The organism is Thermogemmatispora tikiterensis (genome assembly GCF_003268475.1).
Taxonomy (GTDB): domain Bacteria; phylum Chloroflexota; class Ktedonobacteria; order Ktedonobacterales; family Ktedonobacteraceae; genus Thermogemmatispora; species Thermogemmatispora tikiterensis.
Map to the genome: position 1 here is coordinate 224,604 of NZ_MCIF01000002.1, position 25,388 is coordinate 249,991.

26 protein-coding genes are annotated in these 25,388 nt (G+C 60.6%); 17 read left to right on the forward strand and 9 right to left on the reverse strand.

Features of this window, described 5'->3' with window-relative positions; all coding sequences use genetic code 11:
- The 7 genes from A4R35_RS24540 to A4R35_RS01055 all read left to right on the forward strand — a co-directional run.
- The coding region (locus A4R35_RS24540; RefSeq protein WP_223258129.1) for a hypothetical protein at nucleotides 1-379 on the forward strand (379 nt) is incomplete at its 5' end.
- A gap of 1,034 nt (nucleotides 380-1,413) precedes the next feature.
- On the forward strand, nucleotides 1,414-1,656 hold the full coding sequence (locus A4R35_RS01030; RefSeq protein WP_146747069.1) for a hypothetical protein: 243 nt from the start codon (nucleotides 1,414-1,416) through the stop codon (nucleotides 1,654-1,656).
- A gap of 1,289 nt (nucleotides 1,657-2,945) precedes the next feature.
- A complete protein-coding gene (locus A4R35_RS24900; RefSeq protein ID WP_262982362.1) occupies nucleotides 2,946-3,530 on the forward strand; it encodes a cytochrome P450 in 585 nt (194 codons plus the stop codon).
- Complete coding sequence (locus tag A4R35_RS01040) at nucleotides 3,503-3,910, forward strand: dihydrofolate reductase family protein (RefSeq protein WP_262982352.1); 408 nt, start codon at nucleotides 3,503-3,505, stop codon at nucleotides 3,908-3,910. The genes A4R35_RS24900 and A4R35_RS01040 overlap by 28 nt, the downstream gene beginning before the upstream one ends.
- Before the next feature lie 378 nt (nucleotides 3,911-4,288).
- Nucleotides 4,289-4,567, forward strand: coding sequence for a hypothetical protein (locus tag A4R35_RS01045; protein ID WP_112425714.1), 279 nt, complete (start codon nucleotides 4,289-4,291; stop codon nucleotides 4,565-4,567).
- Between the two features lie 333 nt (nucleotides 4,568-4,900).
- Nucleotides 4,901-5,536, forward strand: a complete 636-nt coding sequence (locus tag A4R35_RS01050; RefSeq protein ID WP_189361191.1) for a TetR/AcrR family transcriptional regulator — start codon at nucleotides 4,901-4,903, stop codon at nucleotides 5,534-5,536.
- Nucleotides 5,537-5,596: 60 nt separating this feature from the next.
- Nucleotides 5,597-6,412, forward strand: coding sequence for a cupredoxin domain-containing protein (locus A4R35_RS01055; protein WP_112425718.1), 816 nt, complete (start codon nucleotides 5,597-5,599; stop codon nucleotides 6,410-6,412).
- 408 nt (nucleotides 6,413-6,820) lie between these two features.
- Here the strand turns inward: A4R35_RS01055 and A4R35_RS01060 are convergent, their stop codons facing one another.
- Nucleotides 6,821-7,180, reverse strand: a complete 360-nt coding sequence (locus A4R35_RS01060) for an ABC transporter permease (protein ID WP_112425720.1) — start codon at nucleotides 7,178-7,180, stop codon at nucleotides 6,821-6,823.
- Nucleotides 7,181-7,209: 29 nt separating this feature from the next.
- Between A4R35_RS01060 and A4R35_RS01065 the strand changes: the two genes are divergently transcribed.
- Both A4R35_RS01065 and A4R35_RS01070 read left to right on the forward strand, forming a co-directional pair.
- Entirely contained in the window at nucleotides 7,210-7,701 is a 492-nt protein-coding gene (locus A4R35_RS01065; RefSeq protein ID WP_189361193.1) for an MFS transporter, read from the forward strand.
- Nucleotides 7,698-8,072: an MFS transporter gene (locus tag A4R35_RS01070; protein WP_112425723.1), complete on the forward strand. Its 375-nt coding sequence runs from the start codon at nucleotides 7,698-7,700 to the stop codon at nucleotides 8,070-8,072. Before A4R35_RS01065 ends, A4R35_RS01070 begins: the two co-directional genes overlap by 4 nt.
- Before the next feature lie 160 nt (nucleotides 8,073-8,232).
- Here the strand turns inward: A4R35_RS01070 and A4R35_RS01075 are convergent, their stop codons facing one another.
- The 3 genes from A4R35_RS01075 to A4R35_RS01085 all read right to left on the reverse strand — a co-directional run bounded on the left by A4R35_RS01075 (nucleotide 8,233) and on the right by A4R35_RS01085 (nucleotide 13,248).
- A complete protein-coding gene (locus A4R35_RS01075) occupies nucleotides 8,233-11,496 on the reverse strand; it encodes an MMPL family transporter (RefSeq protein ID WP_112425725.1) in 3,264 nt (1,087 codons plus the stop codon).
- Between the two features lie 23 nt (nucleotides 11,497-11,519).
- The gene (locus tag A4R35_RS01080; RefSeq protein WP_112425727.1) at nucleotides 11,520-11,945 is read right to left on the reverse strand and encodes a hypothetical protein; all 426 of its coding nucleotides are present in this window, start codon (nucleotides 11,943-11,945) and stop codon (nucleotides 11,520-11,522) included.
- Between the two features lie 730 nt (nucleotides 11,946-12,675).
- Entirely contained in the window at nucleotides 12,676-13,248 is a 573-nt protein-coding gene (locus A4R35_RS01085; RefSeq protein ID WP_146747071.1) for a PadR family transcriptional regulator, read from the reverse strand.
- Nucleotides 13,249-13,661: 413 nt separating this feature from the next.
- Here A4R35_RS01085 and A4R35_RS01090 point away from each other — a divergent pair, with 413 nt between their 5' ends.
- Together A4R35_RS01090 and A4R35_RS25160 are read left to right on the forward strand one after the other, a co-directional pair.
- Nucleotides 13,662-14,078 carry a GntR family transcriptional regulator gene (locus A4R35_RS01090; RefSeq protein ID WP_112425731.1) on the forward strand — a complete coding sequence of 139 codons (417 nt, stop codon included), beginning with the start codon at nucleotides 13,662-13,664 and terminating at the stop codon, nucleotides 14,076-14,078.
- Nucleotides 14,032-14,157 (forward strand): hypothetical protein, encoded by a 126-nt coding sequence (locus tag A4R35_RS25160; protein ID WP_399358656.1) that lies wholly within the window; start codon nucleotides 14,032-14,034, stop codon nucleotides 14,155-14,157. Before A4R35_RS01090 ends, A4R35_RS25160 begins: the two co-directional genes overlap by 47 nt.
- A 289-nt stretch (nucleotides 14,158-14,446) precedes the next feature.
- On the opposite strand, the gene A4R35_RS01100 is transcribed toward A4R35_RS25160, so the two are convergent.
- The 4 genes from A4R35_RS01100 to A4R35_RS01115 all read right to left on the reverse strand — a co-directional run bounded on the left by A4R35_RS01100 (nucleotide 14,447) and on the right by A4R35_RS01115 (nucleotide 18,734).
- Nucleotides 14,447-15,571, reverse strand: coding sequence for a HoxN/HupN/NixA family nickel/cobalt transporter (locus tag A4R35_RS01100; RefSeq protein WP_112425735.1), 1,125 nt, complete (start codon nucleotides 15,569-15,571; stop codon nucleotides 14,447-14,449).
- Between the two features lie 525 nt (nucleotides 15,572-16,096).
- Complete coding sequence (locus A4R35_RS01105; RefSeq protein WP_112425737.1) at nucleotides 16,097-16,987, reverse strand: alpha/beta fold hydrolase; 891 nt, start codon at nucleotides 16,985-16,987, stop codon at nucleotides 16,097-16,099.
- An 11-nt stretch (nucleotides 16,988-16,998) separates the two neighbouring features.
- Nucleotides 16,999-17,865, reverse strand: a complete 867-nt coding sequence (locus tag A4R35_RS01110) for an alpha/beta fold hydrolase (protein ID WP_112425739.1) — start codon at nucleotides 17,863-17,865, stop codon at nucleotides 16,999-17,001.
- Nucleotides 17,862-18,734 (reverse strand): TrmB family transcriptional regulator, encoded by an 873-nt coding sequence (locus A4R35_RS01115; protein WP_112425741.1) that lies wholly within the window; start codon nucleotides 18,732-18,734, stop codon nucleotides 17,862-17,864. Before A4R35_RS01115 ends, A4R35_RS01110 begins: the two co-directional genes overlap by 4 nt.
- A gap of 933 nt (nucleotides 18,735-19,667) precedes the next feature.
- Between A4R35_RS01115 and A4R35_RS01120 the strand changes: the two genes are divergently transcribed.
- The 6 genes from A4R35_RS01120 to A4R35_RS24905 all read left to right on the forward strand — a co-directional run bounded on the left by A4R35_RS01120 (nucleotide 19,668) and on the right by A4R35_RS24905 (nucleotide 24,316).
- The gene (locus A4R35_RS01120) at nucleotides 19,668-20,516 is read left to right on the forward strand and encodes a DUF6585 family protein (RefSeq protein ID WP_112425743.1); all 849 of its coding nucleotides are present in this window, start codon (nucleotides 19,668-19,670) and stop codon (nucleotides 20,514-20,516) included.
- 261 nt (nucleotides 20,517-20,777) lie between these two features.
- Nucleotides 20,778-21,377 carry a caspase family protein gene (locus A4R35_RS24545; protein ID WP_112425745.1) on the forward strand — a complete coding sequence of 200 codons (600 nt, stop codon included), beginning with the start codon at nucleotides 20,778-20,780 and terminating at the stop codon, nucleotides 21,375-21,377.
- A gap of 302 nt (nucleotides 21,378-21,679) precedes the next feature.
- On the forward strand, nucleotides 21,680-23,182 hold the full coding sequence (locus A4R35_RS01130) for an NACHT domain-containing protein (protein WP_399358659.1): 1,503 nt from the start codon (nucleotides 21,680-21,682) through the stop codon (nucleotides 23,180-23,182).
- Nucleotides 23,166-23,708 (forward strand): hypothetical protein, encoded by a 543-nt coding sequence (locus tag A4R35_RS01135; RefSeq protein WP_146747073.1) that lies wholly within the window; start codon nucleotides 23,166-23,168, stop codon nucleotides 23,706-23,708. The genes A4R35_RS01130 and A4R35_RS01135 overlap by 17 nt, the downstream gene beginning before the upstream one ends.
- Nucleotides 23,705-24,088 (forward strand): hypothetical protein, encoded by a 384-nt coding sequence (locus A4R35_RS23805; protein WP_146747074.1) that lies wholly within the window; start codon nucleotides 23,705-23,707, stop codon nucleotides 24,086-24,088. Before A4R35_RS01135 ends, A4R35_RS23805 begins: the two co-directional genes overlap by 4 nt.
- Nucleotides 24,089-24,184: 96 nt before the next feature.
- A complete protein-coding gene (locus A4R35_RS24905; protein WP_262982308.1) occupies nucleotides 24,185-24,316 on the forward strand; it encodes a hypothetical protein in 132 nt (43 codons plus the stop codon).
- Between the two features lie 500 nt (nucleotides 24,317-24,816).
- Here the strand turns inward: A4R35_RS24905 and A4R35_RS01145 are convergent, their stop codons facing one another.
- A complete protein-coding gene (locus A4R35_RS01145; protein WP_112425753.1) occupies nucleotides 24,817-25,176 on the reverse strand; it encodes a hypothetical protein in 360 nt (119 codons plus the stop codon).
- Nucleotides 25,177-25,388: the final 212 nt, after the last annotated feature.

The window sequence follows — 25,388 nt, forward strand, 5'->3', positions numbered from 1 at the left end:
TGAGAACTGGCTGAAGGTGCCGGGCCTGGAGTGGGGCGTAGCAGCGCTGGAGGTGGGCTACCCACTGGCGCTGTGTGGGCTGAGCGCCAGATCGAGGAGGACTCCCGTGGGTGCATGGTGGAGTGTAGCCTGGGGGGTGCTGCTGGGGAGCTGGATACCTGGAGTTGTCCTGGATGGCTGGGAGGGGGAGGCTCCGCAGATGTTTGAGCGGATCAGGCTCCTTGCAGTGATCCTTTTCACGCTTTTCTGCATCGGGATGGTGGTGCGGGAGAGTCAGGCGAGAAGAGTGCAGCCATGCCGACAGCAGGAGAAGAGTGAAGACGCTTGCTTGAGAACGGGCTGTTTCCCCCGTGAGAAGCAGGAGGAGTGCTTTTTCTGAAGAGGCCTGCTGATCAGGGCATGGATCAGCTGAACCAGGAGGCGAGACCTTCACCGTCCCCGCGAGCGAGGGCGTCGCGGAGGGCAAAGAGCCGCGTGGGAGTGCAGCCTGGCTTCGAAGGTGGGGAGAATCGACCCTGTGATCGCAGGAATCGACACTGCTGTTGGTCGGATGGAGGCAGCGGTGGCGGTCTCAATCGCCGGCTGGCATCACGTCAGGGGGTGTAGCATGCCTGTGTCTTGGGCGATGATCTTCAAAACTTCGGGCTGGGATTGTCGCTGGGAGGGGAGGGCTGCTGTTCATCTGGGCGGATGACGGTGTAGAGGCTCTGGCGTTGCTGCTGGCAGGGTCGCTCGTGCCTGTCGACTCGCTGCTGCTAGCGGGCGCCTTCTGGTGCTTCACGGCATGGGGGAGCACGGCGTCTGCCGCCAGACGGGGAGAAGCGCTCTGCGGAGGAATGGCGGGCACTGGCGCTGCGGCGGATAGAACCAATAGAAACACAGAAGAGTCATAGCGCCTTTTGGCGCTGGCTCTCCTGGTTTGCTCTCCTGATGGAGCGAGAAGAGGATGACCTGGCCGGTTGGTGCTGACGAAGGCTGGATAAGGGCGAGAGCGGGGATCGAAGAGAGGAGCCGCGGTTTGTCAACCTCGGTGGGGGTTCGAGCAGGGAGGCCTCCCTGATCCAGTGGGAGGGCAGTCCCTGCTTCAATGAGAGAGAAGCCCCTCTCTGCTGTGAGGCTGCAGCGGGCCTGCTACCAGGAGGTCAAGGGCCAGCTCAACACACAGATGGCCTGCGCGGCGATCCGGCTGGTGGCTGCTTCCTCCCAGAGCGCGTGCAGCCACCGCCATCTGCCGCGACGCCCGTTCCTGTTCCGGCGCAGACGGACCTTGTTTCTCGTCGGCCTGCGGGGACGCGATGCCAGCCTGCGACCAGATCAGATGGGACCCTCTTGCTCTGGACCGTGGCCGGGCGCAAATGCCTGCCCTACCGGGTCCCACAGGCCTTTCAGCCGCGGCTGGCACAGGTGAAGACGATGGACAGCCTTAGAGCCGTGGAACGTGATGAGCGGCTGCTTGAGCGACTGACTCTCACGCTAGAGGCGCCGGACTCGCAACCCCTCCCAACCCCGAAGCAGGCCACAGGAGCGAGCCGGGTCGTGGGGATTGATCTGAAGGAGACGAATGCGCTCGGAGCAGTGGGCAGCTGTCGAAGTGGCTCCGAAGCCCGGGCCGACGAGGCTGCGGGCAAGCCTCTGGCTCAAGCCAGGGGCCGTTGACTCCTTTGATGTTCCTGCCTGGATTCCTGCCGATCAAGGCATTCGCCTCCAGGTGGAGGGCGATCCACAACTTGTTCACCACTCAGAGCTTGTTACGCACCGAGCGCTTCCATAAATCGCTGGTGGCTCTGCTGGCTCGCGCCAACTGAGAAACGCGCAGCTGCTGGAACAGCAGCTGATGCAGCAATCCCTTCTGGCGCTCGCTGAACGCTGGCTCCCTGTCGACCGTTTCCTGCTGGGGACAGCGGCGGATCGCTCCTGGTCAGGGATAAGCGCGGGCGAACACCTGGCACGGTTGCTGTTTGCTAAGCTAAGAAGAACGGTTCCATGACGGAGCGAAAACAGGATCAAGACATGCAGACCATTTTTACCTATTTGACAGGTGAAGACTGCGAAGTACGGCTGGCTCCAGGGGGGGATCACTCTGCGTCCTCAGACCAGGAAGGAGGTGGAAAGAGTCATCCTCAATTGCTGGGGGGATCTTCCTCTCCGCTTCAGTGGAGCGGGCAGGGCTGAGGCGCTTTTGCTGGCTCCCATCCTTGGAGAAGGTCCCGGTCGGATTCTCCTGCTGGATGAATCGGCCTTGCACTTGCACCCGTCGGTCCAGGTTCGCCTGCTCACTCTCCTGGAGCAGGACGGAGAGCACGGGCAGCCTGGTCGTGTCCTTCCAGCGAATCAGGGGCTCTTGATCACTCATCGCCCCTTCCTGGTACCTGATCACAGGCTCACGTGCGTGAGCCGTTTCTCTGCTAGAGGCGGGGCGACGAGCGCAGTTCGCTCGACGTTCGGTGGCAGCCCGTATCTTCCGGAGCCGAAATTGCAGCGGTCCCTCAAAGAGAATCCCTCAGCCAAAGCGCTCCTGTCCAGCCAGGCCGTGCTGCTGGTTGAAGGAGAAACCGGGCAGGGAGCTTTGCCAGTCTGGTCCCCAGATCTGCTGAACCGGGGTGGCCAACCACTCAAAGGACCCGATCTTCTGGATACGGAAGATCCAGGAAGTGGCTGGTTGAACTTAACCTGCTCCTCCAGAAGGGGTGGAGAGCGATTCCCAGGCGTTCCAGAGTTGGACTGAACAGCTCGAATCTTTCGGAGTGTTCACTCTGGCCACCCGGGCTAACGGGGGGGTGAACGGGCAGTAGAAGCAGAGCTACCGCAGGAGGTACGTACTCAAGCCGGGCAGTGTTCAAACAAGGTGGCTCGGGGAAGGCTCCTGGCCAACGATTGGGTGTATCCCGAGCGAGTGCAGGAGGTGCTCAGGAGGATTCTGCGTTATCTTAAGACAGGGAGCACGTATGGGTCGTGAGGCAGGGGGTTCCCGTGTCCTTCCGCCTTGTCATCACGTCGTGCTGATACGAGAAGAGCGAGTCCTGGCTGGTTTCGAAGTCTGCTGGTTGAACGCTGGTTTGTTCATCCTGGTGAAGAACGGGAGCGGGTGCGAGACCAGGCAAATGCTGCACGCTTCAGCTGAGCAATTGCCGGGAGGCAGATGCCACGCCTGGAATGGTGCCTCACGACTGGCGACGGCGCTCCAGCGGCTGGTCGATGAACAGGTGACGGCCCTGGTGTATGCCCCCCATGAAGCCGGCATCGATCTCCTCGCGGACTTTGCTGAGCCACTTGCAGGCGCGGCTCTGGCACGTTTCCTGATTCTGCCGTCCGACTCGCTGGCATCCCTCTCCCGCTGGTCTGACGCCGCTCAGGCGGCGCTCTCGGGATGGTCTGGCTGCTCAACGGCTCAGGTGGAGCAACTGTCTGAATGGTTGACAGAGGCCCTGGAGTATTTCGTTCGTCTGGTGAAGAATCGCAAAAGTATAAATTCGATGAGCTTTTTGGCTGCTCGGCACTCCTTCTGGGACGCAGGACCTACCAGGGATTGACAGCCAGCTGGCCGAGCATGCAGGGAACTGGGACATATGGAGAGCGCATGAACAGTTTGCCTAAGTTTGTGGTCTCTACCACGCTCTCAGAAGTGGAATGGAACGCCAGCTTGCTCACGGGCGATCTCCCGGAAGCAGTTTCCCGGCTCAAGCGGCAGCCAGGGCAGGAGATATTGATTTTTGGCAGTGGGGAACTGGTCCGCAGCCTGATGTCCCTGGATCTGATCGATGAATATCGGCTGATGGTCTTCCCTGTTGTGGTGGGCAGAGGTAAGTGTCTCTTCCGAGAGGGAAGCGAGATGAAGGTGCTGAAGCTGATCGAACCCAGGACCTTCAGTTCCGGTGTCGTCGTCCTCACCTACCGACCAGAGCGGTCTTAGCCGGAGCGAAGCTGTCAGCCGTCCACGATCGCGACGTTCCCCTGTGAGGTCTCTGGTCCTGGAGTATGAAACGGTTCATTCCTCCTTCAGGACCCAGAGACATCTGCCTCTTTGAATGGAGAAATCATCACCTCTCGTCAAAGAGGCGGGCATCAGCAGTATCGCCGGTGGCGTGGTCTGTTATGCGATCAGCACCGAGCGGACTCTGAAATGCCGTGCATCCCCCGGCGCCTCCCTTCATGGCCCTCTTGGGGAGCGTCAGCTTGCCTGCGGCCTTGACACTCAGTCACTTTGTAGCCGCGCTGCCTGCTGAACCGGTCGCAGTCCTGTGAACACTCTTTCTGGAAGAGTTGCTGGCTCACTGCCTTTCCACAAGAGTTGGCCACTTACCTGCATGGGCCTGGCTGCAACCTGGTCCCCGAGAACGAACAGGCTCAATGGCGGCAACAGGAGGCAACGGCATGCGTAGAGGAAGTCAGGACCGGAGAAATCACCGCTCCAATCGTGGAGATTCTTTACCTGGCGGGGGCGAGCGCATGGCAAGGAAGCCTCGGTGGCAGTAGCCTGGCCTCGGCGACGGTCGGCGTCGGCAGCATCTCCTCCGCCCCGATCCAGACGGCGCAGCGAGGCATGGGGACCACCTGTATTCCTCATTGATCACGAGAAGCAGTCGATCGATGGTATCCTGGTGACGGTCCAGAACGCCGATCAGTTCAGAGTTTCCTGACCAGGGTAGGATCTCAAACCAGTTGCTGGTGGGCTGAGCCTTTAGGGCAGCAGATCTCTTCTGAGTGGCAGACCCTTTACCAGGCCTGTCGCTTACCTCTAAGATAGAGACTTGTACTTACCTCTTTTCCTGTTCGTTAACCGTGCTCCAGCGCAGCACCTCTGGTGACCTGCTGGGGCTTGCTCATCAATCAATCAATCAGTTGATTGACAAACACGGAGCTTGTAGCTATACTGATCGATCAGTTGATGGAGAAATGTCGAATGACGGAAATGGCTTTCCCACATGAGGAAGATCGTGAACCAAGACGGCTCTCAGGCCAGGAGCGCCGTCGTCTGCTGATCCAGGCGGCCTACCGGCTAATCGCCGAAAGAGGCTTTGAGTATCTTCGCACACGCGAGGTTGCTGCCCGGGCTGGCGTGAATGTTGCGACCTTGCACTACTACTTTGCTGGCAAGGAGCAACTGATTCAGGGCGTCGTCGAGCACCTGCTGGAGATCTTGAGCAGCCGTGGGCCGTCGCAGCTATCGGAGGCGGCCACTCCTCTGGAGCATATCCGTTCGATGTTTCTACGCATTGACCATCTGCTGCATGAAGAGCCGGAGGTCTTTATTGTGCTCAGTGAGATCAGTCTGCGCTCGTTGAGGGATGAGTCGCTGCGCCGTGCACTGCACCGGCTGGAAGCTGCCTGGCGTGCCTATCTCACGCCGGTGGTCAGTGAGGGTTTGCGTTGCGGGATGCTGCGCGGCGACCTCAATATTGAGGAGACTGTAACCGGGCTGATTATCGTGATCAAAGGCCTGGCTTTCCACGCTATCAGTGGAGGCAGTTCGCCGGATATTCGGCGACTGCTAGCTGATCTGGAACGCTGGCTACAGCCTGCCGCGCGACCGGACTGAGCGCTCAGGGCAACAGTACCTCCGGCGAGTCTGAATCATTATTGTTGGAGGTCTTTGGCAATGCAAGAGCAAAGGGAAGCCGGCACTGCCCTTTTCGCTCGTCGCCCGTTGACAGTACTCTCGCTGCTGACCGTGCTGGCGCTGATCGTGACGGCGCTGGCCTGTGGCAGCCTGATGCTGCTGGCAGGGCTGGTGATTGTGCCGCTGCTCATTCTGGCTCTGGTGAGCCTGGCCCTGGCAGGGTTGATCGCCTGCGGCCTCCTCTGGGCGCCGCTGCTAGGCGCGTTCTTCGGTCTAGGACTGATTCCAGGTGGACTGCTCACGCAGCAATACTTTGGGTATCACCTGACGCATCCTGGGGAGGTTGCTCCCTTCATGGCCTCGCTGCTGATGCTCCTTGCCGCCCTGGTGATGATCGTGGCCGGCGGTGGCGCTACCTTCCAGAACTATCGTGGAGGCGAGCGTCAAGCACCGCGCTGGCTGACACAACTGCTCAGCGCTCTGGCGGGCTTCATCCTGGGGGCACTCTGTGTTTCGTTACTGGTGGCTGTGACGCCCGTGCCCTCTGCCAGTACCACGAGCGCTGGCCTGCCAGCTGTGCATATGGGGATCTCTGCGTTCAGCCAGTCGAGTATCACCATTCCCAAAGGTTCAAAGCTCGTGTTGGTAGACGACGGACAGTATTTGCATATCCTGCGCTACGGTCGCTGGCTCAACGGCAGTCCTCACCCGCAAGAGGAGCCGGGCGCGCCTCGCCTTGATACTCTCCAGATCCAGGGAGGCAGTGTGACGATAGGTCCCTTTACGACCGCAGGCACCTATTACATCTATTGCACCATTCATCCTGGCATGACGCTAACCGTGATTGTGCAATAGCCTTTTGAAGAGGGGAAGTCGATGCCGGTCTGCCTGGGTAAGATACTAAGCGGTCACTGCCCTCTCGCTCTCTGGCAGAGAATCACCTTTCTCTGAGAGAGGCATAAACCCCACGGCTAAAGCCGGGGGCTTGCAGGGAAGTGTACAGCCCTGCTCTGGCGGGCCCAGGCGACTGAGCCGAGGAGCGAGGTGAGGAAGCCGCTCTGTCGTCGGCAGGCCGAAGACTCAGTCCGCGACGTTTTCCCAGTTCCAGCCCCTGAAGACGCTGGCTGCCAGACAGCCTGTGGGATATGGGGAAACGAGCTGGAACGGATAGCCAGCTGGCGACATGGGCGAGGGAAACGGTTCACCGGCGTCCGTCAGATAGAGTGGCGAGTAGGGAGCAATGTTTTGCAAGACCCCGGGCAGCTATGTGAGCGGGACAAAAACTCCCGAGGCAAAGGCCAGGATGAAGAACGACAGATTCAGGACAGAGGTTGCTCCCGCCGGGTTGACAAGATTACCGATGGCAAGGCCGAGCAGGATAAAAGGCAACACGCCCAGAAGCAAAGAAGCGATCAATGTGACCCATGAGATAGCGCTGAGCCGCACGCCACCCACCGCCAAAGCAAAGCCGCAAAGGACAAGCAGCATTACCAGGGCAGACAGCAGAGCCGTCACCATTTTGGCCAGCAGATAGATCGAAGGTGGTAAAGGGGTAGCTCGTATCAGGACATTCATGCGCTGTCCTCGCTCACTGGCAATGCTTGCTCCAAAGGAATGGAGCATGACGCTGATGATAGGTGCTGGGCGCCCTGGTGTTGGCTGTTCTGGCCGTTGGCCTGGATAGCACTATCCTGAGTATCGCGATCCCGACGTTGGCTGGGGTCTTGCACGCCAGTGAGACCGATCTCCAGTGGTTTTCGGCGGGGTATCTCCTGATGCTAGCCACTGCGATGCTACCGACAGGTCTGTTTGGCGATCGGTTTGGTCGCAAGAAAGTGCTGCTCAGTAGCCTGCTGCTCTTTGGAGCAGGCTCAGCGATCTGTGCCTATGCGCCCACGCCGGCAATCTTCATTGTGGCGCGTTGTCTGCTTGGGCTGGCTGGAGCGGGCATCATTGTGATGGCGCTCTCAGCGGTGACTGTGCTCTTCGCCGAGCAGGAGCGCCCGCGCGCCGTAGCAATCTGGGGGGCAGTCAATTTCCTCTCCCTGCCGCTTGGGCCGATTCTGGGAGGCTGGTTGCTCAGCCACGCTTGGTGGGGATGGGTCTTCCTGCTCAACGTGCCCATTGCGCTGAGCTGCTGGTGACCCTGCTGCTTCTCCCCGAAAGCCGGGCGCAGGGGCGTCCCGATCTCGACCCGCTCGGTCTGGTCGTCTCGGCTGGGGGCCTGTCCCTGGTCACCGCCGGTCTCATTCAGGCCGGGAGCGCTGGCTGGGGGGAGAGTGCGACGCTGCTCCCGATCACTGGTGGTGTGCTGCTTGTGGGCGGCTTTTTCCTGAGGGAATACTGGCTGACCCTGGCTCAGAGATCGCGAGGAAGACCACTGCTTGATTTTGCCCTTTTGCATACGATATCCTTTACCCGGAGTATCATCTTGCTGGCTGTGATGGTCCTGGCGATGACCGGGCTGCTGCTCACAATCCCGCAGTTTCCTCCTGCGTTCGAGGCTGTGCTGTGACCTTGTTGCATCATCGCGGGAGGCCAGAGGGGAGATTCTGACCTCCTCGCCACTGTGCACACCGGGCCACGGCGAGTTGCCGCAGAGAGTGGCCTGCCGGGCCAGTTCTTCCCGTCGGACAGAGCTGCCAGCGCTGGCACGCTCGCATAGCTGCAGCCACTCAGGCAGGCATAGTGTGAACGCTGAACAGCGCGATCATCCCTCGCTCTAGCTGCAGCTGGCCCGTCTGTTGATCCGGAATCAGACTACACAGCGCATAATTGCCCGGTTCCAGATGAAGCTTGATCCATCCTGACCCGTTGGGGGCCAGAGCTGCCATGCCACCGTACTCCTCGAACGGCGGTGGGCCGGATGGCGAGCGAAAGAATGCAAGGAGGTCCTGCAGACGCTTGCCGGCTGCCAGCCTGACGATATTCATTTCATGCGGCTCATTGCCCTGATTAATCACGCGCAGAGTGAGCGCCTGTGCTGTGCTGATAACCGCTGGCAACACGTATCCGCTATCGCGCATGACCACCACGCCGTTGCTTGCCGGTGGCGTAACCGGTGCGCTCGCTGCAGCGACACTAAAAAAGCGGATCATGCCCTTCTCCACGTGAGAAACGCCGTCATTGCCAACCACCAGGCACAGAAGCGCGTACTCGCCAGCCGACAGATTCAGGATCGTTTCCTGGCCGTAGCCAGGTGCCACGATATCTGATCCACCGGCCAGCGTCAGCAGGGCGAAGCCGGCGCGCTGATCCCGCTTCGTAACGAACTCGTCCAGAACCTGGCTGGGCGTGACGCCGTCATGGAGACGAGCCAGTTGCGCCTGATGCGGCTGCGTACCATTGTTGACCAGAGCGATATCGACCAGGCCGGCATGCAGGTTCAGAGAAGTGGGCATTTCATAGCCGTCATCCACGGCGGTGATTGGGATCACAGGGAGAGACGGGTGGCTTGCGGGCGTTGGCCGGGCAGGAGCAACCGGAGCAACCTGCGCGCCATCCCCGGCGCAGCTGACGAGTGAGGCAGCCAGCAGCACCAGCAGCATCGGCAGCGCCAGTTTTGCCTGGATCAGCCTGCGCCGAGGCCACCAGTTCCAGCGCCCCAACAGCGCGACCATGCCCGGCACCAGCAGACCGCGCACAATAAAGGTATCCAGTAGCACACCCACCGCCACACAGATGCCGAGTTGATAAAGGATTGTCAGCGGCAGAGTGGTTAGTACGAGGAAGGTACTGGCCAGGATCAGGCCGGCAGAGGTAATCACGCCCCCTGTGCGTGAGACAGCGAAGATAACCCCTGTCTCCAGGCCGTGCCGCTCTACTTCCTCGCGCACACGCGACATCAGAAAGATCGTGTAGTCAGCACCCAACGCGACGAGAAAGACAAAGGAGTAGAGCGGAATGGCGTAGTTGAAACCATCCTGTCCCTGGATACGCAGACAGAAGAACGAGCCTACCCCGAGAGCTGCCAGGAAGTTAAGGGTGACAGCCAGCAGCAGATAGAGCGGCGCCACCAGGCTGCGCAAGAGCAGCACCAGCACCAGGAGCACCAGCACCAGCACAGCCGGCACAATCAGCAGCGTGTCGCGCCGATTGTAGGCCAGCTGATCGGCAAGCTGCGCTGTCTGCCCGGCGATATGGAAGGTTGCGCTAGTCGCCGCCCCTCCTCCCAGCCCGTTCGCAGCCAGTGTCCTGCTGAGCGTTGTGTGCAGCAGGGCAATGCGCTGGATGGCAGGCAACGAGTAGGGATCATCATTGAAGATGACCGAGAGCTGTACCGTCGTGGCGTCGGACGAGACAAAGCTCACGCTCGCGGCATAGGCCCCGATTGCCGTGAGAATGTCGGGCGTAGGCCGTATGCATAGCGAGTCACTGCATGCAGGCAGTCCCTGACCACGGCGGATGGCAGCACGTAGGCTCGCAGGCAAAGCGGCGATGTTTCTCTGAAGGGCGGCGGGATCAACGGCAGGTGCACCGCCAGTAGGGCGGGTTGGGCCTCTGACCACTGCGACGCCTGGAACCTTTTGCAGCGCAGCCGTGATCGCGTCCAGTTGAACCAGATGCTGATAAGCGTCGGGGGTCGCACCATGCAGCTGAATCAGCACCGTCGTAGGTGCGAGCATGCCCGCCGGGAAATGCTGCTGCAGAAGTGCATAGCCACGGCCTGAGTCGGTTGGAACGCGAAAGGCGCTCAGGAAATTAAAGCTGGGTTGAGCGTCGAGCGTGCCCATTGCCAGGACTGCGAGCAGGAGCGCGCTGCCCACTACAGCCGCCCTGCGCCTCCTGACGGTCCACTGCCCCAACCTGCCCCAGAAGCCACGGGCGCGTGCCTCCGCCGCCTCTGGCTGCTGTTCCTGATAGCGTGGTACAAACGGCCAGTAGGCAGCGCGTCCCAGCCAGACCAGCAGCGCTGGCACTAGCGTCAGTCCTGCCAGCAGCATCACCGCGATAGCAATAGCGAGTGGAGGACCGAGTGAGGAGTAGAGACCCAACGCGGCGAAGAGCAGCGTCAGTAGCGCGAGGATCACCGTCATCGCGCTCGAGGTAATGGCCTCCCCGACCGCTCGCATGGTCCTGCGCATCGCTTGGTGCCGGTCCTGAGTGCGCAGGAGTTCTTCGCGAAAGCGCGAGATGATGAAAATGCTATAGTCGGTGCCGGCGCCGAAGAGCAGCACCGTCGCGATCTGGCTGGCCATCGAGCTGACTGCGAAGAGGCCGGCCTTTGCTCCAAAGCCGAGCAGAGCGTTGACAATCTGCATCGAGATACCTACGCTCAGCAAGGGGAGCAAGGTGAGGATGGGAGAGCGGTAGAGCACGATTAACAGCACAAAGACCAGGCTGATGGTGACCAGCAATAAGCGCACATCAACCGAACCAAAGACGACAGTAGCGTCGCTGATGATGCCCGCCGGGCCGGTCAGGTATGCCTGCAATGAGCTACCCTGCGTCATATCTTGAAGAGCGTGGCGGATCATCGCCACAGCTTTCAGTAGGGCAGGGTCAGTGACAGATCCCTCCAGCATCGCGATGATCGTCATAGTTGTCCCATCAGGCGATATGAGCTGTGCTGTCGCCTGCGGCACAGTGAATGCGGAGACGACAGTCGCCACGGGTAGAGTTTTCTGGGTGATCAGCCAATCGTTGATCTGCCTGATGCGGATGCGATCATCCACGTTCAAGCCACCGGGGTCGTAGAGGACTAGCAGCGCTGGCGTGCCACGGCTGGATGGAAAGGCGCGCAGCAGGAGGTTTTGGGCTGCCACTGAGTCGGCGGTAGCGGGCATCTGCTGCTGTAGCGAGTCATTGTAGAGGCTGGCCAGTCTCGGTGCTGTTGCAACCAGCGCGCCGGTAACGAGCAGCCAGAACATGATCACGACGAATTTACCACGTCGTGACGAGGAAAAATCTGTAATGGCATGTAATATGAAAGTAATCATGACCTGTATCCCTGAAACGGTCGTTATCTATGCAGGAGTGTCTGGAGTGTGCTGCTATTCAGCGCCACGTGGCCAAGCACAAAAGCCGCGATACCGAGCATGACCCAAAAGTGCCAGCGCCGCAGGGTCCGACGCGCCGACAATGTCGGCTGGCTCAGCTGGCGTCCTAACCAGACCTGTCCGAAGATCAGCAACATCGCCATCGTCGCCAGATCCAGCCCGGCGGAATTCACCACGCCAGCGAGGCCGGCACTCATGGGTATCCAGAGATGTACGAGCACAATGCCTGCAATGCTGTAGCCCATCCAGTAGTGGATGCGCATACGTTTCAAGAAGGGCTGCACAGGACCGAGCAGGCCACTGCGCAGCAGGAAGGGATAGATGATGGTAGTCGCCAGCAACACCATCATGATCCAGCCGGTCGCACTGGTGACCACGTAAGCCAGCATAGTGCCTCCCTTTTCACCGGATGTCCACCAGGCCTATCAAGATAATGACAGGGTGAGTCTGGCTGACTTCAGCGGCCTCGACTCGTCCCTTCAGCTGAAGGGCAGGGCTCTGGTGAACATCCTGATCGCTGTCCCTGTCGGCCAGAACCCCAGACAGATTCCATTGACACTGGATTGAGCATTGCGGTCGGGAAGAGAATCTATCCCTACGGGTTGCAAAAGGGCACCTGGGAACCTGTCCCGCCCCGATATTGCCTCGACGATCACTACAATCATGACAGGCGAGCCTGGAGCAGATGCCGCCAGCTATGCAGGCAACATCAGCGTTTCTCCTGCTCCTACCTCTTCTGTGGCCATGCTGCGCGGCACATTGATGGAGATAAACGCCGCGGCCACGAGTTCCAGGGTCAGCAGTCCAGATCACAATGAGCGAGAACCTGCTCCTCGCGACTGCGTCCGTCATTCTCTCTTCTGTCTTCTGTGCTGTGGTCATATGGTGGCCCGTAAGAACGTGGCAGCTATTCTCTCCCCGCTCGTGCTGGTGTCCGAGGTGCCAGGTGAGACTCCTCCTAAAGTCAGTACTGACTTTAGGAGGAACTATATCATAGTTGCGAGGAAAAGGCAACCCCTTATGACTGGCATCTGGTCAAGGAGATGCGCTATTCAGGAACAAGGAGAACAGGGATCACAATGGTCTTTCTCTGGAGTGGTGACCAGATGAGATCTCGCTTTATTCTGTCTCTGCTACACGCCGCTGGTGGCGGGGCTTGCTGGCATCTTCGAGGCGCAAGAGGTAGGTGACCGAGCGATCGATCCAGGCCAGTTCGGCATCGATGAGGCTGAGCAGATGATCACTGGCAATATGCATCATCGGTCCGCTCCCGCGTATTGTCTCCAACTGCTTCGCTACCTTCGTACGATGCTCGGCTACGATCTCGCGTCGCTTGACGAGCAGGGCTATCGCTTCGGAAGTGGGGACCTGCTCCAGAAAGATCACCGCAGTCTCCACGCCAATATGCACGGGCTCGTAGTTCAGCATGATCTCGTGCAGCAGCTCATTGAAGCGTTTGCGCCCCTGATCAGTGATATCATAGATAAGTCGCTCGCCGCGGGAGCCCCGGGCCCCAGGCATGGCCTGTACGCGCAGATAGCCCTCTTTTGCCAGACGTTCCAGGAGGTAGTAGAGATTGGCCTTTTTCAAATCGCTGTACAGTTCCCCATGCGCCTGGATGATCTGGTGCAGTTCATAACCATACATTGGTCGGAGGCGCAGGAGACCTAGTAATAAGAGGATTTTATGCATGGCACTCGCGCTAAAAGTCAGGATCAACTATTAGCATGGCTTCAGTATACCATCTTTGTGAAAAGCAGTGCAATCCAGCAGTCCCTGGATGTCACGCAATGCTGCCGCACACGAGATAGAGAGTATGTCGGAGGCCTCACGATGGTGCGTGACTCCTGCTCCCCATGTGCCCCCTGGTTCGGATGGTCCTGACTCTCCTCCTCTATCCTCTCGCTTGAGCGGGGTGAGCAGGACGTGCTAGGCTGGAGGGGTGTAGAAAAAGCAGACATGGTGGCTCTCCGGAGTCAGCTGGCCTACATCGGGAATGCACGCCCGTAAGAGCCGACACAACTTCTGGATCTCTTGGTTGCGCGTAGGATTAGGATCGGCGCATAGCTGCAGATAGCTGCTGGCGCTGTAGAGCACCTCCGCTGATGCCGTTGGACGTCTTTCAACCAGTGCAGGGTGACAAGCGCAGCCTGGAGGGGCGCAGTGTTTCCTATATTCGAGACCTGGTGCTGGTGGAGCAGGGCATGCTGGCGCCTGGCAAGCGTCTCCTCCCGCCGGAGCGAGAGCTGGCGGTCCACTTGCGGGTAAGTTGCACGGCGCTGTGGGAGGCGTTACAGACGCTGGCGGCGCCTGGCCTGGTGGTGGCGCGGCGTGGGCGGGGGTCTTCGTGGTTGGGGGCGTTGCGGGCCACGGAGCAGCGCCAGTGCTACGCGATGCGCTCGCTGGTGCTGCTGGAGGCCCTGCGCCTGCCCGATCTGCCTGCCGGAGGGCTTCGCACCACTTTGCGAGTTGATGATGCAGGGAGACCTGCGCGACCACCAGCGGGCCGCCGCTCTCTGTAAGGCCGCCTGGCAGGGAATCTATGCCTGGGCCATTGCACATAACATCCCACTGATTGAAACGCAGGCGATTTCTTTGTAGAGAGCCAGTCTGTCAGGCGTCGGTCATGTGGAATAGTGCAGGCAGGACCGGGCCGTGTCCCCTCGCGTGGCTGGCCCGGTCAGATGCTGCTGCTTGCAAGCAGCCTTGCTGGACACGAACGGGAGATCCCTGGAATGGTCACGCTTGTAGACAGGGTAGAAGGGCGATAGCTGCGGGGTCCAGGCACCCCGCAGTGCAATGGCTCTGGAGCAGACAGAAAATCAATTAGTGTTTGGACTTATCCTCACCTCACCGGATCAGGTCAGGAGCGGTACAGAGCGGAAGAGCGTCAGGATGACTGACTGCTGCTCCCCGAGGGCGAGGGATCGGTGCTTGTGGCCGGTCTGGTCACATGCACCTCGATCTCATCATAGCGTTTGATCCTGTAGACGATCGTCGAGATCGCCCAGCTTACCACGAACAGACACACAATGATGACCCCAAGCAGGCCAAATTGATCGGAAAGTCCGTTGATCTGGTCCCAGAAAGGACCGCTCAGGTTCAGCTCGCTCGCCAGGATGCTGAGCGCCTCGATGCTGCCAATCACCAGGGCGACGAGGACGGAGATCAGGGTGATGGTGAAGTTATAGTACAGCTTGCGGATGGGTTTCACAAAGGCCCAGCCATAAGCGCCCAGCATGAGCACGCTATCCGTCGTATCCATGAGCGTCATGCCAGCCGTAAAGAGCGCTGGAAAGAGCAGGATAGCCATGACAGGCACGCCATGACCAGCGCTGAAGGCGGCGATACCCAGCAGACCTATCTCTGTGGCAGTATCGAAACCCAGGCCGAAGAGCAGGCCAATGGGGTACATTTTCCAGCTGCGGTCCGTCATCTTCAGCAGAGGGCGGAAGAAGCGACCCAAGAGGCCGCGCTTGTTGAGCGACTCATCGAGGGCCACATCCTGAAACTCTCCGCCCTTCTTGACTGTCTGGAAGGTGCGGTAGATATCTCCCAGGATTACCAGATTGATGGCCGCGACGAGCAGCAAGAAGAAAGCCGAGACGGCGGTGCCGACAAGGCCGCCGATATTTTTCAGTTGGGTAAAACTACCGGCAGCGACCGCGGCGAGGGCGATGAGCACGGTCAGGATCACTACAATGGTGGAATGGCCCAGGGAGAAGAAGAGACCAACTCCCACAGGCCGCTGTTTCTCCTGCATCAGCTTGCGGGTCACATTATCGATCGCTGAGATATGGTCTGCATCAAAAGCGTGGCGCAGGCCAAACGTATAGGCTGTCAGCGCCAGGGCGACGAGATCGGGGCGGCCTGCGAACACCAGGAGGGTCAGGGCCCAGGCCAGGATGTTATAGCCGATGAGAAGCGCGTAGATGACGAGCACTCGACGACGGACCTCGGACGAACTCTGAAGATAGACTCGTCGGAGCGCGGAAATTCCAAAATTGCTACTCATGAAATCTCCTTGAGCAAGCAGGATGACGAAGGCCACTGTCTGACATTTTTCAGCTCTTGAGAGGGCTATCTGAGACCCTCTTGCTTGCAAGTATACTCATGAGAGGGCTGTTTTTGCAAATATGAAGCAGTTGCAAATAGTTCTCATCAGCAAGAGGGAGTCAATTCCGTTGAGCTGCTCAATATGTCTGGCAGGGGCACTTTCCCGAGCGTGAGTGCCTGCTCACTCCTTCAGAGCCTCCTTGCTGGCCGGGCTGCTGTTTCCAGGTTCCAGCTCATAGCGAGCCGTCCAAGCTGGTAGCTCGAGTCATCAGGCAACTGCTCCAGTCACGCGCAGCCCGGCCACTTCGAACAGGCTCTCTCTGATCTCAACCAGGCTCCGCGCCTCAATCCTCAGTGGGCTGCCGTCTGCTATCGCCGCAGCCTCCTACACGCACAGCTCGGCCAGCAGCAGCAAACCCTCTCTGACGCTGACCAGGCTCTCCCCTCGATCCCGAGATTGGCGCTCTTTCATCACAGGCGTGAACTACTCACGCAGCAGGCTGAAGATCTCTAGACAGTGGTGGGCCAGGGTCGAGAAATGCCCTTCATTAAGATAAAAAGTAGCTCTACAATGGGGTAACCGTTGCGCGAGCAGACGCGCTGCAGCAGCTGGTGCGATCCGATCCTGTTCGCCATGCCATAGAAACACCTGCTCGCAGGCTAGCTGCTCGACCTGGAAACCCCATGATTGGGTTTCGATCATCACCACCTCCAGGTTCCCTTGCGCCCCTTGCCGGAAACTCTCGGCCATCACCCGGGCAAGCTGTTCCCTGATCTCGGAATGGCTCAGCAGCTGGCGATCTGCTTCTCCCAACCGTACCGCATAGAGAGCGAGATACCTTGCGATACTGGTGACGTCGAAGCCGACTTGACGCTGAACCAGACGGGCATAGTGCTTCAACAGATAGGGAATATGCGGTAGGATTTTCCACATGATGCGACTCAATACGGTTCCAGTTTTCCCCATGAGATCGGGGGGCGAGATGGTACTAATCAGGCCGCAGGCGGTGAGCCGCTGCGGAAGCCTGGCGGCGCAGGCCAGGGCATAGGGGCCACCGGCGGAAAAGCCTTCCACGGCAAAGCGCTTGATACCCAGATGATCGGCGACTTCCGCAACGTCATCAGGCCAATCGAGCAGCCGATAGCCGGGTTTGGGATCAGAAAGACCGACGCCCGGTCGATCCAGAGCGATCAGTCGTACTCCCGCCTGCTCTGCCTGAGCGGCCAACAGCGTCACTTCCAGACGTGAACTGCCTGATCCGTGACAGTGGATGATGGGAAAGCCGTCCTCTGGCCCGATCACAGCCAGGCCCACGCGGCGCCCATCACGTAGCTGGACGGTGACATCTGTGGAAGAGGGAATGAAGGCAGCCATCTCTCTTCCTTTCAAGACTCACGCAAAAAGGTGCGCACAAGCGGGTAGAACTCGCCTGGTTGGGAGAGAAACGGGGTATGGCCGGCCTGTTGAAAGAGGTGCATCTGGGCCTGCGGATAGGCCTGACGCAGGGCCAGACGCCTGGCCGGGGTCGTGACAGGGTCATCATCCGACTGGAGAATAAGCACTTTCCCGGACCAGGTTGAAAGGTCCTCAGGTGAAAAGCGGTAATGGAGATGATAATCGATAGTATCATCGAAGGCACTGACCAGATCCGCCCGCGTGAGGTGAGCAACCAGTTCACGCAGCATCGCTTGGAACAGCGGCTGCTCTTCTGGTCGCACCGCCAGCCCTCTCATCAGCCGTCTCTGAAGCAGGAGGCGCACGGTCCTCAGAGGCAAGAGGGAGATCAGCGCCTTCCCACGCCTGGCCGCTTTGCCAAGCTGCACGTCTGGCAGGCCAGTGTTGAGTAAGATGAGCTTGCTGACCCGCTCAGGATACGTGCGGACAAAGCATTGGCCGACATCGCCCCCGAAGGAGGCCGCGAAGAGGATGACCTGGGCGATCGAAAGCCGGTCGAGCAGGGCCGCGAGGCCATCGAGCAGGGCCTCCATCGTGGCGAGCGGGGGGTAGGCAGGGTAAAGGCAGCGAAAGGCTGACTCAAACTGTTCCATCAGAGGAAAGGCCACGTCCCCCAAACGTTCGCCCCCAGGCAGGATCAGAAGTGTCTCACTGCCCTGTCCCCCAAGCAGATAACTCCACGTGACCCCCAGCAGATCCACCTGTTGACGCGGATGCGCCGTGCGAAAAGAAGACAGGCGCTCCTGCTGGTCTGCCGGGACCTGCTGGTAAAAGGTCTCTGAAAGGATGGTTTTCATGTGGTGCTCTCCTTCTCGTCTGCTTCAGGTTGCGCAGACCGCGCCCGGCGCTGAAAAAAGCGTACGATGCTGGCATAGCGCTCTCGATCTTCAGGTTCCAGGACCTCTTCGAGTATCTGCCCAACCAGCGCCGGATGCCGGTTAGCAGCGCGAACAAGGTAGTATTCTGTGTTCAGGAACGCGGAGAGCAGCCGGGCCAGCAGGGGATTCTCCGTCAAGACGGCGGTGGCTTGAGTATCAGGCGCAAATGTTGCCATGAGCAAGGGGGCGGCATCTGCGATCACGATCAGAAAGCGCGTTGGCGCAGAGACGTTCTCTCCCAGAAAGGTGATGATCTGCCCATCCACCTGCGGAGCAGGTCCGATGCTGACAAGGCGTGGAACCACTCCACGGGCCACCGCCGCCCGGAGCTCAGGTTCTAACGCCGCCAGCTCTTGCGATCCTCCCATCAGGCCGAGCCGAAGCCGTGCGTGACGAACCAGCATGGCGGCGCGCCGGAGAATCTCGTCAGCCCCAACGATGTTGAGGACGATTTCGGACGCTGGCGGCTCTCCAAGCGCGCTCAGCGCGGCTTCGGCCTGCTCACAGGTCGCCTGGAACTGGGCGGAGAGGCGGGCAATGACCAGTCTGGGGGCGACCGGTTCATACTGCTGTGGTTCTCCTGGCTCGCTACTGATGCGTACCACGGCCTCCTTGGCCTCTAAGCGATCCAGGGTCTGGTAGACCATCGAACGTGGAACACCAGAGACAGTGCTGAGTTGCGATCCATTGAGGGGATGCTGGCGCAGCAGGCCAAGGTAGCACTGGGCTTCGTATTGGGTAAAGCCAAGCTGTTGCAATAGCTCAATCAGGGAATCCTGTTTCGCCATCTCTCTCCTCTGGCCTCTTGCTCGACCGGTGATGGCCTGCTACTCGACGCCGTCGTATGTTGTTAGTCTGATAACAACATTATACTTCCGGGACTACAGAGCGTCAAGCCAGCCTGTCGCCGATAGGGATGGCTGGCCCTCATGGCTCTGGCTGAAGCTGTCAAAGAGGAATGAACAGCAATAAAGGGAATGCAGGTGTGGTCTGGGATCAGAATGCCAGAAAGATTAAAAAGTCTGTATGGTGTGATGAAGCGCGCCCTTGCTCTGCGCCACGCCGCCAACGCATCCCAGCGAGGAACGGTTGTCGCTGACACCATCCTGTCGGAGCGCCCAATCGGAGCGGGAGGGGCAGGATGCGGACGTGGGCACGAAGGAGGGGCGTGATGAATCACGCCCGTACGGACCGAGCGCGACCGTCCGGGGAAGGGGGCCGGCGCCGCAAAGTGGGGGGCGCGATTGATCGTGCCCTTCCTCGCAGGCAGCTTTCCATCTGGTAATGGTACGCTTGAGCCGTCGTGCCTTGCTGAGGTGTCGCCCCTGGAGGCGTCGGCCCGTAGGACGTGGCTTCTCCGAGTGCCCAACCGCTCCCTGAGGCGGTCGCTCCGAGGCGGAGCCTCTCCAGCAGGTGTCCCTTCCCTCGTCGCTGCCAGCAGGAGCGAAGACGTCCATTGTCCTCGTAAAAAGCGCCGCATCAGGTGCTGACCATGTCCACAGGTGAGCGCAATGCTCTGCCAGATGGCAAATGTGCTAAGGCAATAATACCAGAGCACACTTACTTCTCTAGCAGTAATCTATTCTTGACACTAGAATATTATCTGTTGTATGATTTATAGAGAACTATTAGTCAGAAAGTATCTGACAGTACACTTGCTCTTCGAGGTCGACCGGATTTGAGGCAGAAAGCAGGTAGTGAATAAGAGAGGAGGCAGGCCAGTGGCAGCCATCCAGGTACCCATTCCCCAGGAGATCCAGCTGCTCGCCCTCTCCAATGGCCTCGGCCAGCCTGTAATGGGCCTGCGCCATGAGAAAACGCCATATTTTCTGTTCGGCTTCATCACGATGCTCCTTTTAAGCTTAATAATGACTGCTTTTGTTGTTATTATTGTTATTTACGGCTTTATTGTGAAAATCAGCGAGGGTGATGCGAGTCAGGCAATCGCAGCTCTGTGGCTCGCGCTCATTGCAGCAGGGGTAGAGGCGGGCTGTCTCTACGTGATGTTTGGGCACTGGCGTAAGTTGCGCGAGATTGCCACCGAGCGCTACTACGTCTTTCACGATGGTTTCATCATTGGGCAGCCAGGAAGGTGTGAGGTGATTGCCTGGAGGCAGGTAGAAGCCGTCTATCAACTGATTACACGTATCCACGTCAACGTCATTCCTATCGGCACCTGGGCGCGTAGCAGGATCCATTGCACAGACGGCCGCAAAGTGATGATTTATAACCGTACACAAGCTGCCCGGTTATTGACTGAGATCATCGGCCGCCGCGTCGCGGAGACGAAGTTGCCTCAGGCGCTCTCTGCGCTCAACAGCGGCCAGACGCTTGACTTTGGGCCATTTTCCCTGTCCATAGATGGCTTGAGGAAGAGAAAAGGCCGTGCAAACACCCTGCTTCCCTGGAGAGAGCTCGGCGGCGTGAGTGTTGTCTCGGTAAACTGGCCTGAAGTCTGGATCTATCGAGCTGACAAGCGCCAGAGGTTGTGGGCACGAGCCAGGCCTTTGGCTATCCCCAATTACACGCTTTTTATGACCCTGGTGGAGCGCATGGCTCGCGTCAATTAGCCCTATCTCTGTCTGGTCTGTGATGCGCGTACTGGAGTCAGAGCCCACTTTCGGCCAGGCAACCGGCAGTACTCACCGGTGAGCGGGGGGTGCCTGTTGTTATCAGGGCACAGAAGAGATACACAATCGGCATGTTCTGGCGTATACTCTTGATAGATGCACCGCTCTCTTCCTGATCCCCAGGAGTGAGCTGGCTCACGACAGAGCCAATGCTGCTGGCTTGTTGGCACTGTTACCCTGAGAGGGAGGCGATCGCTCACGATGTCCCCGCCATCCTCGTCCACCTCTGCTGCACCCTCGCCTGACCGGCGGCTGGCCCTGGTCATCGGAATCAATGGACCCCCTGCCCTACACCGGGCACCGCTCCAGTGGGCCGAGGCCGATGCCTGTGGCATGGCGGAGGTGTTGCAGCAAGACGGCTGTGGCTTCCGACTGGTGGTTCCCCCGGTGGTGGGTGCGCAGGCGACCACGGAGCAGGTGCGCAAGGCCGTGGTGCAGCTGGCCCTGGAGCTCCAGCAGGGAGATTTCGGGCTGGTCTTCTTCAGTGGGCATGCCGAGGCGCTGCCTGGGGAGGCCGGTCTGGATGAGGTCTATCTGGTGACGGCGGACTTTGATCCTGCTGATCTGGAGGTCGACCCCAGGGCACACCTCACGTTTCGCTGGCTGCGGCGGGTGCTCTTTGAACATGAGTGCGCGGCCCAGCTGCTCTGCTGCTCATTCTGGACTGCTGCTATGGGGGCACGTTCGCCGAGAGCGCACCCGATCCCTATCGGGACGCGCTGCAGCGGCGCCTGCGCTCTTCCTTTGGGGAACCAGGCGAGCGCAGTCCGGCGCTGGCGGGCGGCGTGCGCCTGGTGCTGACGGCGACCGGTCTGGAGCCCGCCCGAGAGCAGGACGGTCATGGCCTGCTGACAGGGCAGCTGCTCACGATCCTGCGGGGCGAGGTGCCAGAGGCAGCCGATGAGGAGGGCAACGTGACCTTTGCCCGTCTGTTTGCCTTCCTGGCGCAGGCCCTCCGGGAGCAGGGACCGCGCTTCTACGGGGCGGGCGAGGAGCTGGTGCTGGCGCGCCATCCCGCGCTGGCCCAGGCGCGGCTGCGGCTGCGGCTGCGGGCGCTGGTGCAGCGTCGGGATGGCTTCTACGAGGACCGCCGGCGCAGTTGCGTGGGCCGCCAGACCGAGCAAGAGGCCGTCTGGCAGCTGGTAGAGGAGCTGTTGCCGACGGGGGGCTATGTGACGATCACCGGGGAGGCTGGCCAGGGCAAAAGTTGTCTGATCGCCAGCTTGGTCGAAGCGCGCGCCAGGGAACAGGGAGGCGAGGAGCGGGTGGCCTTTCATTTCATTCCGCTGGTGCCTCCCCCAGACTATCAGGTGACCCTGCTCAAAGCGCTGCTAGCGCGCCTGATGCTCAAGTACCAGTTGCCGGACTGGTGGCTGGCTGGGGAGAGTCGTGCCGCCTTAAGCGCGGCCCTGGAGGGGGCCCTGCAGGAGATTGCGCGACGCGGGCAGCAGGACGTCATCTTCATCGATGGGCTGGATCAGCTGCCGCCTGATGCGCAGAGTGGCTGGCGGGATCTGAGTTTTCTGCCGCAGGGACCAGGCAACCCACCGCCCGGGATCGTCTTCGTGCTGGGGACTCGCCCCAACGATACGCTCCGTCCGCTGGAGCTGTGCAAGCCACGGCGGGAGTATCGGCTACCACGGCTCTCTCGGTCCGATTTTGCGGAGCTCCTGCGACAGCGGCGGGTGGACCTCTCCGAGATGCTCGTAGAACGGTTCTATGAGGCGCTGGAGGGGCATGCCCTCTTTCTGGATCTCCTGGCCAGGGAACTGGCGAGCCGAGGCGGGCAGGGGCCGGCGGAGGTGGAGGCCCTGGTCGAGCGCCTGAGCAGCGACCCAGAGGGCTTGTTTACGCTGGCGCTGGACCGGCTGCGGGGAGAGCGAGCGCGGTGGCAACGCGTGATCCAGCCGCTGCTGGGGATCTTGCTGGTGGCGCAGGAGCCGCTCACGATCGCAGCGCTCCGGCAGCTGCTCACACTGGCTAATGGTAGAGCGATCGATCTGGATGAGGTGCGGCAGGGACTGCGACGGTTAGGGGGACTGGTGATACGGGATCAGCAGGGAGGCTATACCCTCTTTCATCTGAAGTGGCGCGACTATCTGCGAGGTGGGCCGGCACAGGCAGACGGATCGCCGAGGGAGCCGGAAGGGCTGTTTGATGAGGAGGAAGAGCGGCGCTGGCATGGGCTGCTGGCGGCCTGGTGCGAGCAGGGGGGGCTGGCCCGGCTCTGGCAGGAGGGGGCCAGGGAGGAGGGCGAGCGAGAGCGGCGGCGCTATGGACAGCGGCACTATGTGCGGCATCTCTATGAGGCGAGGCAATGGGAGCGGCTCTTTGCGGTGCTGGACGAGGGGAGCTATGGCGAGCGAAGGTGGACGCGGACCCGAGCATGGGCAGCTATGCACTCTGGATCTGGGGCGGCGAGCGGCGGCGGCGGTTGGGGAGAGGCTGGAGGAGCAGCTGGAGCAGCTGCCACGGCTGTGGGGCTACACGCTGCTGCGTTGCAGCCTGGGGAGTCGGGCGGATGCCTATCCCGATGCGGCGTTGCTCGTCCTCTGCCAGCTGGGGCAGGAGGCGAAGGCGCTGGGACTGGTGGAGCTGCTCACTGATCGAGAGCGACAGGCCAAGCTGCTGATCGAGCTGGCCGAGTGGCTGCTAAGGCAGCCGGGACGCCTTGAGGAAGGCTGGCAGCGCTGTCGACGGGCAGCGCAGGTGATCGCCCAGCTCTCCGATGGCTGGGCCAAAGCCCGGTTGCTGATCAGGCTGGGCGAGGCCCTGAGCGAACTGCATCAGCAGCAGGAGGCGGAGCGCTGCTGGCAGGAGGCGGAGCGGGTCCTCAGCGCCCTTCCTGACCATTGGCGTAAAGGCGAGGCGCTCAGCGAGCTGGTCAGCTCCCTCGCTCAGGCCCACCGCTGGCACGAGGCCGTCCGTCTTATCCAGGGCACCTGGCTGCAGGTCGTGAACCGGCATGCTGCCTTTGATTATTTGCCTCTCGCCTTCCCGCTGATCCCCGCCTTCCCAGAGCTGGGCATGGCCCTCTACGACGCCACCTGCTGGGCCGAGGCGTTCTTGCAAGGCCCCTCGGGACCTTCTTCCCGCTCACTTCTACGAGCAAGGAGCAGTGATCCTGCATGAGCGAGCAGCACCCGTCTTCTCCCCTCCATCAGGGGCACCCTGCTGAACGGCTACAGGTCTTGCTCGAGCTGGTGCCCGCCTCCGGCACAGAGGAGGCCGGTGATCTGGCCCTGCTCACAGCCCTGCACCACGAGCTGGCGACCGATCTCCAGCAAGAAGGCTTTGTCCTCCCACCTCCAGCCTCCACCGGCCAGAAGGGAGCGCCCGGCTTCTTCATCGAAGCCTGGCTGATCCTGCAGCAGGTGGCTGGCGCCGTCTGGCAGCAGCATGCCGCCATCGCCGAGGGACTGGCCGACCTGAGTGCCCTCGTCACGCTCTTCGAGAAGCTGCTGCCCGTGCTCAAACGCCTGCGCGAGCGCCACGCCAGGCTCGTTGGCTAACAGGCCAGCCAGGAGCGAGCACTCCGCTGGACGATCGAGCTGCATGGCGCCCGCCTGACGCTGGAGGCAGCAGATCTTGAGCAGGCAGAGGCAGCGATGCAGCTCGTGAAAAAGCTGCAGACAGCGCTCGCCAGCGAGCGAGCCAGGTCCGGCAAGCCGCCAAAGCGGCCAGCCACGCTCACCGTCACGGCCACTGTTCCCCCGCGCAAGAAGCGCAGGCGCCACTAGCGTCACGCCCGCTGGCTGACGAGCCTCTGCAGCCTCGATGACATGCTGGTGGTCCGTCCTGCTGGGACTCTCTGACTCAGGGCAGTCAACACTGCGACGCATCCTGGCACGAGTGATCCGCCCCACTCAGGAAAGGGAGCGGTGCGCGTGCCTAACCAGCCGCTGCAGGGTCTCCCTCCCACCCCGTGTCGCGCTGGGCTTGCCGCGCGTTGCCCTCTTTCTTTCCCTGGCTCCCCGTGCTCCAGAAGGTCGAGCTGAGGCTGACGGCCCTGAGACTGCCACGCCTGCAGCGCTTGCAGCATGCCCTGACGCTCATCGATCGGAGCGGGCTGGATGTGGAAGGCTTCGAGGAAGCCTCTCTCAACGCAACGAGCTTTCGGCTGGGATGCGTGAGAGCGTCGGAGTTGCCCGCGCGCTGGCGCTGGCGGTCAAACTGGACAGCTCCTATCAAATGCTCCCTCACAGTGCACCTGCAGCTATCATCGGCTGCTGGGGCCGGTTCAGCTCAGGTCCGTGGAGAGCGGACCGATCTGGCTGCGTTGGGCCGAGGGCTGCCACCTGGTCGATGCCTGCTCCACCGTGAGTAACACGATGCGCTGATTGGACGGCGCGTCCCACGCTGGCGATAGCAAGCCAGCAGTCAGAAAGCAGGTTCCTTTAGTCCCGAAGATGCGTGTGTCCCAGTCGGCTGCATCAAAGAGGTGGGATGGAAACACGATAGACCAGAGCGCCCCTGCTCCGGACAGCGGCACCTGGCTGATGAGAGAGGCGGAGCGGCTGATAAGGGTCGCTCCCCAGAGCAGTTCAGCGACCATCGGGGCCATCACCACCAGGATGAGTACAGCGAAGAATCGACGCATCCAGGTCGCTCCTTCGCTGAAGATCTCTTCTTCCTACAGATTGATCGCGGCCAGGCCATGCATTCCGAGCGAGAATGAGAGTTCTCCACCATGATGCAGATCATGTTCGAGCAGATGCCAGAGGACCCACTGACGCGTGAACGTCTCTTCCTCGCCAGTCTCCTCATCGACATCGTGCAATATCTCCTCTAAATCGGCGGGCGTCCAGCGTT